The sequence below is a fragment of the Coprococcus sp. RTP31081st1_H1_RTP31081_211007 genome, from assembly GCF_040227275.1.
Classification (GTDB): domain Bacteria; phylum Bacillota; class Clostridia; order Lachnospirales; family Lachnospiraceae; genus Coprococcus; species Coprococcus aceti.
Window position 1 is genome coordinate 193,907 of the sequence record NZ_JBEHVP010000003.1, and the last position, 10,322, is coordinate 204,228.

8 protein-coding genes and 1 tRNA gene are annotated in these 10,322 nt (G+C 37.1%); 1 reads left to right on the forward strand and 8 read right to left on the reverse strand.

Annotated features, from left to right (window positions below; all coding sequences use genetic code 11):
- Positions 1 to 21: 21 nt before the first annotated feature.
- The 8 genes from ABUA31_RS07370 to trmB form a co-directional block, all read right to left on the reverse strand.
- Positions 22 to 894 carry a DUF3881 family protein gene (locus ABUA31_RS07370; RefSeq protein ID WP_015534425.1) on the reverse strand — a complete coding sequence of 291 codons (873 nt, stop codon included), beginning with the start codon at positions 892 to 894 and terminating at the stop codon, positions 22 to 24.
- Positions 895 to 932: 38 nt separating this feature from the next.
- The gene (serS, locus tag ABUA31_RS07375) at positions 933 to 2,225 is read right to left on the reverse strand and encodes a serine--tRNA ligase (RefSeq protein WP_022217391.1); all 1,293 of its coding nucleotides are present in this window, start codon (positions 2,223 to 2,225) and stop codon (positions 933 to 935) included.
- A 273-nt stretch (positions 2,226 to 2,498) separates the two neighbouring features.
- Entirely contained in the window at positions 2,499 to 3,029 is a 531-nt protein-coding gene (locus ABUA31_RS07380) for a DUF4446 family protein (RefSeq protein ID WP_022217392.1), read from the reverse strand.
- Between the two features lie 49 nt (positions 3,030 to 3,078).
- Positions 3,079 to 4,047, reverse strand: coding sequence for a ParB/RepB/Spo0J family partition protein (locus tag ABUA31_RS07385; RefSeq protein ID WP_349819007.1), 969 nt, complete (start codon positions 4,045 to 4,047; stop codon positions 3,079 to 3,081).
- Positions 4,048 to 4,059: 12 nt separating this feature from the next.
- Positions 4,060 to 4,830 (reverse strand): ParA family protein, encoded by a 771-nt coding sequence (locus tag ABUA31_RS07390; RefSeq protein WP_022217394.1) that lies wholly within the window; start codon positions 4,828 to 4,830, stop codon positions 4,060 to 4,062.
- A gap of 1,248 nt (positions 4,831 to 6,078) precedes the next feature.
- Positions 6,079 to 7,770 carry an arginine--tRNA ligase gene (argS, locus tag ABUA31_RS07395; protein ID WP_118757905.1) on the reverse strand — a complete coding sequence of 564 codons (1,692 nt, stop codon included), beginning with the start codon at positions 7,768 to 7,770 and terminating at the stop codon, positions 6,079 to 6,081.
- A 138-nt stretch (positions 7,771 to 7,908) separates the two neighbouring features.
- Positions 7,909 to 9,039, reverse strand: a complete 1,131-nt coding sequence (locus ABUA31_RS07400; protein ID WP_055272018.1) for a sensor histidine kinase — start codon at positions 9,037 to 9,039, stop codon at positions 7,909 to 7,911.
- A gap of 83 nt (positions 9,040 to 9,122) precedes the next feature.
- Positions 9,123 to 9,770, reverse strand: a complete 648-nt coding sequence (gene trmB, locus ABUA31_RS07405) for a tRNA (guanosine(46)-N7)-methyltransferase TrmB (RefSeq protein ID WP_015534422.1) — start codon at positions 9,768 to 9,770, stop codon at positions 9,123 to 9,125.
- Between the two features lie 239 nt (positions 9,771 to 10,009).
- Here trmB and ABUA31_RS07410 point away from each other — a divergent pair.
- A tRNA-Lys gene (locus ABUA31_RS07410) sits at positions 10,010 to 10,082 on the forward strand.
- Positions 10,083 to 10,322: the final 240 nt, after the last annotated feature.

Consider the following 10,322-nt stretch of genomic DNA (forward strand, 5'->3'; position numbering starts at 1 on the left):
TAACATTTATAGAGTTTATAGTCAAGGATTAACTATATGCCCCTGAAGCCACACATCACCCTTGAATCTTCTTCCCGGAGCAGGTTCACCCAGAAGATGGTTTTTGTTGATCGCTACGGTAAATGTCAGATCATTGCTTTCTACATCAATCAGATATATCGATTCATTTGTATAGCTGTTGGTTGTCTCGATATATGATGTGATAGTTCCTATAACTGCGTAGTGATCAGTCTCAATACCGACAGGCATGAAGCTTGATTTCACTATGGACAGAACATCCTCTTTGTGAGTCCTTCTTCCAATGGTGTTATAGGTGTCCATATCTTCAAGAGTAAGACTTTCTATTGCGTCCGGATCACCCTTCTTTGCAGCCTCGATGAGTTTACTTCTCTTTGCATTGCCGTAGGATGTATTTTTATCACTGTGATCATCCACATCAAGAATGATCATACCATTTACTGACAGACCGGAAAAATACGCCTTTGAAAAGTACTTGTTTGATCTGTTCATCCACAATGATTTTTCATAGTCTGCTATGTTGGTTATGAAGAAAATAAGAGTCATTCCAAGACTGAAATCACTGCTAACACCGGCATATGCTCTCTTGTCAGAATATTTCTCAACGTATATATTTTCGTCATCGGTCAAAAGCTTTGATGTGACGTAAGGAAAATAATACTCAATGGATATTGAGCCATCCTTTGACATTTCACCTACAAGCGATATTCCAAATCTCTCCCCAAAGTCTTTGCTGAATTGTACAAGACAGGTGTCAGCACTTATAGTTGATATAAATTTCCTGTCAGGCGATTCAAGAATCTGCCTGTATATAGGTTCAAGCTGCTGTCTGTTTTTTATGTTAGTAAAGCCTATAGATGGAAGAAAACTATGCATTCCGACACCTCCCTTGTTGTATGTTTTTATTTATATTATTACTTTCCTGTCTTCTCAAGATACTCTTTTCCACCCATGTATGGACGAAGCTTCTCTGGAATTCTGACTCTTCCGTCAGCCTGGAGATTGTTCTCAAGGAAAGCGATAAGCATTCTTGGTGGAGCAACAACTGTATTGTTGAGTGTATGAGCGAGATACTTCTTGCCATCCTCGCCCTTTACTCTGATCTGAAGTCTTCTTGCCTGTGCATCGCCAAGGTTTGAACAGCTTCCAACCTCGAAGTATTTCTTCTGACGAGGTGACCATGCCTCAACATCTACAGACTTAACCTTGAGATCTGCAAGATCTCCAGAACAACACTCAAGTGTTCTTACAGGGATATCCATTGATCTGAAGAGATCAACTGTGTTCTGCCACAGCTTGTCAAACCACATCTTGCTGTCCTCAGGCTTACATACAACGATCATTTCCTGCTTCTCAAACTGATGGATTCTGTATACACCTCTCTCCTCAATTCCGTGAGCACCCTTCTCTTTTCTGAAGCAAGGTGAGTAGCTTGTAAGAGTCTTTGGAAGCTCATCCTCAGGAATGATAGTGTCGATGAACTTACCGATCATTGAGTGCTCTGAAGTTCCGATGAGATACAGATCCTCACCCTCAATCTTATACATCATGGCATCCATCTCAGCAAAGCTCATAACACCTGTGACAACGTTGCTTCTGATCATGAAAGGTGGAATACAATATGTGAATCCTCTGTCTATCATGAAATCTCTTGCGTATGAGATAATAGCAGAGTGAAGTCTTGCTATGTCGCCCATGAGATAGTAGAAGCCGTTTCCTGCAACTTTTCTTGCTGAATCGAGGTCAATTCCTCCAAGTGCCTCCATGATATCTGCATGATAAGGAATCTCAAAGTCAGGAACAACAGGCTCACCATACTTCTGAACCTCTACATTCTCTGAGTCATCCTTTCCTATAGGAACTGATGGATCAATGATGTTAGGAATTATCATCATGATCTTCTTAACCTTCTCCTTGAGCTCAGGCTCTAAAGCTTCAAGCTCCTTGAGTCTTGCTGATGTCTCAGCAACCTGCTTCTTAACTTCCTCAGCCTCTTCCTTATTTCCCTGAGCCATAAGAGCACCGATCTGCTTTGCTATTGCATTCTTGTTTGCTCTGAGTGTATCAGCTTCCTGCTGAGCAGCGCGAGCCTGTTTGTCAAGCTCTATTACTTCATCGACAAGTGGAAGTTTGTCATTCTGGAATTTATTCTTTATATTCTGTTTTACTACGTCTGGGTTTTCTCTTAAGAATTTAATATCAATCATGATATCCTCCTATTAAATATATAAATTTATTTGAAAATATATTATAATAATGTAGCTACATAATATATTTTCATGTTTTTGTTTCTTTTTATTTTCTTGTTTATTTTATAAATCTTGTTCTTATCGTTTTAGCGATTTTACGTTTTATACGCTTTTTTGTTTTATACGCTTTTGTATTTTATATACTTTTGTGCTTTATACGCTTTTCTATTTTATGTGTTTCATACACATTTGTACGTTGCATGTTTTGTATAATATTTTTTTGAAATATGGTTATTTTAGTTTGTTTTCAGCTATTTCATCCTCGAGGGTTTTAGCTCGTTCAATAGCCTCTTTTTCCTCTTCTGACAGTGCAACATATGCTTCACCACCTATGATCTCTTTTGCATAGTTAAAACAGCCTTCTCTGGTATGCATACAGTTGAGTACGACACCATTGTTCTCTGTATCCAGAAGAGCAAGTGCAAAACTTAGATTACCACCCATTCCTTCAAATGCATTATACTTTACAAGACCAATTTTACTGACACATGCTGAAAGATGACTCTGTATTTCCTTATGTTCCTTTGTGAGTCGCTTGGAATTGTTTTTTACAGCATCCATCTCAGCGAATCTTTTCATGATAATATCTTCAAGATCACCTGCCTGAGTTCCGCTCAACAGCCTTTTTATCTGTTTGTTTCTATTTTTAATATTGCCCATCAATATGAATAATAGTACAAACAAGGCTATTATGAGAACCAGCATACCAATTAGTATGTAGGCAGGATCAATACCTATTTTTTGTAATATGGAACTTTCCATTATAATATTGTCCTTCCTTGATTGTGCATATGTATGATGCAGATGGTTACTACATCATTTCTTTATTGATTGAGTAAAGCATCTCTGTTATTCGGTCAAGCTCGTCCTGAGAATAGTAGTTTATCTCAATTTTGCCTTTGTCGTTATTAGATGCCTTTATAGCTATCTTTGCACCTAAAATTGACTTTAATTTGTTCTCTATATCAGAATAGAAGACGGATAAATCCTTTTGAGGCTTCTGTTTTTCCTCTTTTTCCGGTTTTTTCTCCAGAATTGCCTTTACATATGCCTCTGTTTCTCTAACACTGAGCTTCTGATCGTATACAATTGCAGCCGTTTCGTACTGTAATTTGGGATCTTCTATAGGAATAAGTGCTCTGGCATGTCCTGTTGATATCATATTATACATGACCATCTGTCTTACATCCTCGCAAAGCTTCAGAAGTCGGAGAGAATTGGTTATGGTTGATCTGCTTTTTGATACTCTCTCTGCAACTTCTTCCTGCTTGAGATTATATTCCGATATAAGAGATTCATAAGCCTCAGCTTCTTCAATTGGATTCAGATCTTCTCTCTGAATATTCTCTATAAGAGAAATCTCCATTATTTCTTTGTCAGTATAATCACGTATAACTACAGGAACTTCCTTTATTCCTGCCATTCTGGCAGCTCTCCAACGTCTTTCACCTGCAATTATCTCATAATAATCGCCTTTTTTAGTGACAATCAGAGGCTCAAGAACACCATATTTCTTAATGGAATCAGATAATTCCTGTAATGCCTCTTCATCAAACTGCTTTCTTGGCTGTGACTTATTTGGCTCAATGAGATTGATTTTAATCTTCTGTTCAACCTCTTTTACAACTTCCTTCACAACCTCTTTGGTTACTGTTTTTACCTCTTTACTTGTGTTTTCAGAGGAGTTTTGCTGATTACTTCTACTTCGGGACGGCTTTGAAGCCTCTGAAGTGCCTAAAAGGTCGTTCAAACCTCTTCCTAAACCTTTTTTTTGTGCCATATTAGCCCTCCATTATCTATAGTAGTCATTTTCTATAACTTCATCTGCCAACATCATATAATGCTCAGCTCCGGCTGATCTTGGATCATACTCAATTATTGGCATTCCGTAACTTGGCGCTTCAGCAAGTCTGACATTTCTCGGTATAACTGTGTTGTATATGTGTTGTTTGAGGTTTTCTTTTACATTTTCAACAACCTGAACTGATAAATTGGTTCTTGAGTCAAACATTGTAAATACAACACCTTCTATAGTAAGAAGTCTGTTCAGATTTTTCCTTATCAGTTCGATAGTGTATACCAACTGTGAGAGACCATCCAGTGCGAAAAATTCACATTGAATAGGTACAAGTACCGTATTTGCTGCTGTAAGAGCATTTACAGTAAGCATTCCAAGTGCAGGAGGACAATCAATGATAACGTAATCAAATTTGTTCTTTACCTTCTTGATATGTGTCTTAAGAATGTGCTGCATATCCTCCATTCCGACAAATTCAACCTCAGCACCTGCCAGTTCTCTGTTGGCAGGAATGAGATTAAGACCAGGATATACGTTTATGAGCATACATTCTCCTATGTTGCACTCATTTCTCAACATATCATAGACTGTGTATTCAAGAGAATCCCTGTCTACACCTAATCCACTTGTCATATTGCCCTGTGGATCCATATCAACGGCCAGAACCTTTTTACCCTTTGCTGCCAGACATGCGGCAAGGTTTATGGCTGTTGTTGTCTTGCCAACGCCACCTTTCTGGTTAGCAATCGCTATAATTCTGCCCATTTTGTCTCCTTTTCATTCAAAAAAAGAATGTTTCACGTGAAACATTGTTGTTTGCTTATTTAATATAGATAAAATATGATGATATTTTATGTTATAAATAGTGCTTGTCTATTATAGCACTTATAAAGTGCTAATTCTACAAAATACAGAAAAAATATGATGTTTAATAAAATGTTTCACGTGAAACATTTTATTATCTAATGAATGGATAATATCGTATACAAAGTGGCAATTAAACTGTGTAAAATCTGATAAACAGTGGGTGCATGTTTTGTATTCGTTATATGGGTAAAGTTTCACGTGAAACATTTTATAATTGAATTAATGGTTAAAAAGGCAAGTAAAGTATTGACTATGCTTGAAAGTTCTGGAAATTCTTTGAAAAATCAGAATAATAGACAAGAAAGTACAATTATTATATGTGGATTACTTAGACATATAAATATTATATGTAATGATGAAAATGTTTCACGTGAAACATGAATATTATCAAATAAATCAGAAAAGTAGTTCATGGAGTGATAATTGAGTTGTAAAATACTTTGTAATAATGTAAATGAATAATAAGGTAGCAGAAACGACAAACATGATGTAAAAGATTTATAAGTGTAGAAAACAAATGTATGTGATATCTGAAGTTTGAGTTGAAATACGTTTATCATAAAGTTTCACGTGAAACATTCAAATATATATAATATTAAAGCAAAATTAAATATACAAATGATCTATTTATTGAAATTATTTAAATCACCATATAATTTATTAATTAACAGCTTTAAAGATTCTGTATTCATAAAAACGCAATGTAGAATATAGAAGTATATAAAGGAATAGAACAGAAGAGATTATATAATACGTAATATGGTTAGAAATATGATTTTGTTATTGTAATAAACAATTTCTTCACAAAGAAAACTGTAAAACTTAGAAAAACAAGAGAAGAATACCTAAAAATATTCAGATATAAGAAAAAATACCTGAAGTAAAGATATTCAGAACAAAATTATCTAGGATAATAATTTCGAAACAATGATGTCTGGAAGATAGTGTTTAGAAGATAATATTCAGAACAGAAATATCATGAGTAATATTATTTAGAGAAAAGTATCAAAAACAATAATATCTATGACAATATAATTTAAAATGGTTCCTGGAGATATATGAGAAAAAGAGAATGTTTCACGTGAAACATTCTCTTTTTCTTTAACCAGGTTATATGGTCATATATTAATATAGAAGAAACACTGATTACATTGCCTCTGGAGCTTCGATTCCAAGTAGGTTAAGTGCCTCAGATATTGTATTCTTAGTGAGATATGTGAGCATAACTCTTGCATTCTTGAGCTCAACATCATCTACATTGATTCTTGTTGAGTTATAGAACTTGTTAAATGCCTGAGCAACATCAACTGCATATCTTGCTACAACAGATGGCTCATACTTATCAGCAGCATCCTTGATCACAGATGGGAATCTGTTGATCTCTTTTAATAACTCTATGGCATCCTGCTCTGTAATGAGACTGTAGTTAACCGGTTTTGATGGATCGAATGACTCAGCAAGTCTTACAACGCTGCAGCATCTTGCATGTGTATACTGAACATAAGGACCTGTCTCACCATCAAAGTTGAGAACCTTATCCCAGCTAAATGATACATCCTTGATTCTCTGGTTATATAAGTCATTGAAAAGAACAGCACCAACACCAACTTTCTTGGCTACATCCTCCTTGTTTGGAAGATTTGGGCTCTTTTCGGTGATTATCTCAAGACTCTTTGCAATGGCATCCTTCAGAATATCCTCTGCGTATATGATATTACCGCTTCTGGTAGAAAGCTTTGCTCCCTCAAGACTTACAAGACCATAAGGAATGTGAACAAGCTGATCCTTTGCCCATTCGTTTCCAAGAAGCTCAACTACCTTGAATACCTGTGCAAAATGAAGTTTCTGCTCCTGACCGGTTACATATAAGCACTTTGAGAAGTGATATGTGTCTTTTCTATAGAATATAGCAGCAAGATCTCTTGTTGCGTATATTGAGCTTCCGTCTTTCTTGGTTATGATACATGGAGCCATATCGTAATCTGAGAGATCAACGATCATAGCACCTTCGCTCTCCTTCAGAAGACCGGCAGCCTTAACCTTGTCCACAACAGCCTGGCACTTGTCTCTATAGAAACTCTCTCCAAGATAGTAGTCGAAATCCATTCCGAGGAGGTTGTATGTTCTCTTGTATTCAACAAGACTTATATCCTTGAACCACTGCCATATGCTGAGTGCTTCCTCGTCTCCATTTTCCATCTTGTTGAACCATGCTCTTGCCTCGTCAACAAGTTCTGGATTCTTGTCAGCCTCTTCATGGAACTTCACATACAGCTTCATGAGCTCTGAGATTCCATCCTTCTCAACAGCTTCCTTTGAACCCCATGCCTTGTAAGCTACGATAAGCTTACCAAACTGTGTGCCCCAATCGCCAAGGTGATTTATTCTTACAACATTGTATCCAAGCTTGGAATGAATCTTGTAAAGAGAGTTACCGATTATTGTAGTTCTGAGATGGCCAACGTGGAAATTCTTTGCAACGTTAGGAGATGAGTAGTCAATACATATGGTCTGTCCCTCGCCTATATCGGATTTGCCGAAGTCATCTGTGTTGGCTGCCTCTATCATTGTCTTTACAAATACATCTTTCTTGATATAGAAGTTCAGGTATGCACCTGCTACATCGATCTTCTCGATGAAATCTACATCTCCTATGGCTTCCTTTATATCGGCTGCAATCATATTTGGGGCTTTTCTGAGCACCTTTGCCAGTCTGAAGCAAGGAAATGCAAAATCACCCATATCAGGGCGTGGTGGGATCTCGATTGAAGCCATGATATCTGACATTTCGATTCCTTCTACGTTATTTGAGATAAGCTGTGCAATTTTTTCTTTCATGATAATGTTCCTTTTATGTTTATTTTATTCGAAATATATATGTGTTGATAAAACAACATATACACAATATAGCACTTTGTTACTTTAATATATCCAACCTGTAAACTAAGTAATATATGTCTTTCAACAGATACGTTATTATTCAAGTGGAATAGTAAATCTTACATTTGTTCCGGTTTTTGAATCTCCATCGATCTTCAGAGTTCCATTTAACAGATATATGATCTCCTTGATTCTGTGGAGACTGCTGTACCATGGACTGTTGGTATCATAATTGTTGTCTATACCCACGCCATTGTCGTTGATATATACATCTATGAGCTTACTGCTCAGATATATCTTGATTGAAACCTTGTTGGCATTTGAATGAACAAATATGTTGTCCATAATATCTTTAGTTATTGATAAAAGATATGTAGCTACAATACCTGGAATATTCATGGCATAATCAGCACAGTTGATATCGTATGATATGCCACATTCAGGATGTTCATCCTTGTAACCCTGGAAAAGTTTCTCAAGATGATTCCATACAGGCTCTTCGCTGTCTGATTCTCCAGAGAGAGAATTGGCAAGTTCATCTACATGGTCGGCAAGTTTTGCCGTTGATGAGGTGAGCTCTTCGAGTGTGACCTTAGCTCTGTTGATATCTGATCTTATAAGCCAGGACAGTACATCCAGCTTGTGTGAATTGGAGTCAAGAACATCTGTGATGTCGGATTGAATCCTGTCCGCAAGCTGTTTTTTCTCATATTGGTACAATCTGAGGATATTTTTTCCGTGATCCGCTGCTGTCAGGGAATCAGTATCTGGTCCGTCTGTTTCTGTTGTATCTTCATTATTAATAGTAGATACTTCCTCAGTCACCTCCGTCAGAAGATCATCTATATGTCTGTTGGAGGTGGATAGATCAGTTATACGCTTCTTAAGCAATGCGGTTTCTTCTTCGTCCTCTTTGATCTGAAGATGAAGAGTCTGCTGCATATCCTGAAGCTCCTTTAACTGAAGCTCTATCTGAGTAGCCTTTTCCTGCTGTGAGGTGGTGTCTACTGAGAATGGTGAAAATACATTGTGACCAGTGCTTGTCTTGAAGGAGTATACATCTAATGTCTTTATAAGCTGGTCTATCTTTGCCTTGAGTTCAAAATCTTCAGTTTTGAGTGACTGAACCTGCTCAAGCTTGCTGATATATGAATCATTGAAGAAATTCAACAGATCCTGATTGGTCTTGCGCACCAATTTGAGACTTTCTATAGAAGATGTATCCATGATGAAACTCCTTTCAATAAATTTGCTGTAATCTTCATTGTAGTATACCAAAAACTGTGTGTCAACAAATGCAAAATCAACGTTTATTTCTTTTCTCTGTATGCGACGAGTCTGTTGATAGGTGTTCCCATTGCTGAGAATTTGGTCTCATACTCGGTCATGATGTTGCCTTCGTTGTATTCTGAATTGTGAAGGTCATATGTGTAGTTCTCAAGGATCCATCCTGCCTCGGGAACCTGTTCCAGAGAGAAATCAAAGAGTCCTCTGTTATCAGTCTTAAATATAACTCTTCCCTCAGGGGCGAGGAGCTGATCATACAGACCAAGAAAATGTGTAGATGTGAGACGTCTCTTGGCATGCCTGTCCTTTGGCCATGGGTCCGAGAAATTGAGATATATTCTATCTACTTCATTTGTATCGAATACGTCAGTTATATATTCGGCATCCATTCTTATAAAGTAGAGATTCGTCATCTCAGGTTCAAGCTCTCTTTTCTCAAGGGCACGCACCAGGACACTTGAATACTTCTCTATGCCTATGTAATTGATATCAGGATTGCGTCTTGCAAGCTCCATGATAAATTGTCCCTTGCCCATGCCTATCTCAATATGTATAGGGTTATCGTTGTCAAATAACTCATGCCAATGCCCCTTCATGCCTGTTTCATTGTGCACTACATAGTCATTTGCTGCGATAGTCTCTCTTGATCCTTTTACATTTCTCAGTCTCATAGTAATCTCCATCTATTTATTGTAAAAATCTTCTTTTTATTGAAAAAGTCATACCTTATAATAATAACATAGGCGAAAATGATATTCAAACAATATATATAACTGGTAATTTTGGTATGGGATAGGAGCAGAGTAATACCGAACAAATAAAAATGAAAAAAGTTGAAAAAAACACTTGCATTATGAAAAAAACTAATGTATACTCTAACCTGTTGTGACGAACACAACATAATAAATACGGGCCGCTAGCTCATTTGGTAGAGCACCTGACTCTTAATCAGGGTGTGCGGGGTTCGAGCCCCCGGCGGCCCACTACAAGGTGGATTGACTGCAATATAATTGTGGCTGGTCCATTTTTTTGTCACTCAGTTTGAAATCATTTGCTGGATGTCAGAAAAGTTGAAAAAAATGAGAAAAACACTTGCATTATTCTCAGAACTGATATATAATCTATTCTGTTGTGACGAACATAACAAATAAATACGGGCCGCTAGCTCATTTGGTAGAGCACCTGACTCTTAATCAGGGTGTGCGGGGTTCGAGCCCCCGGCG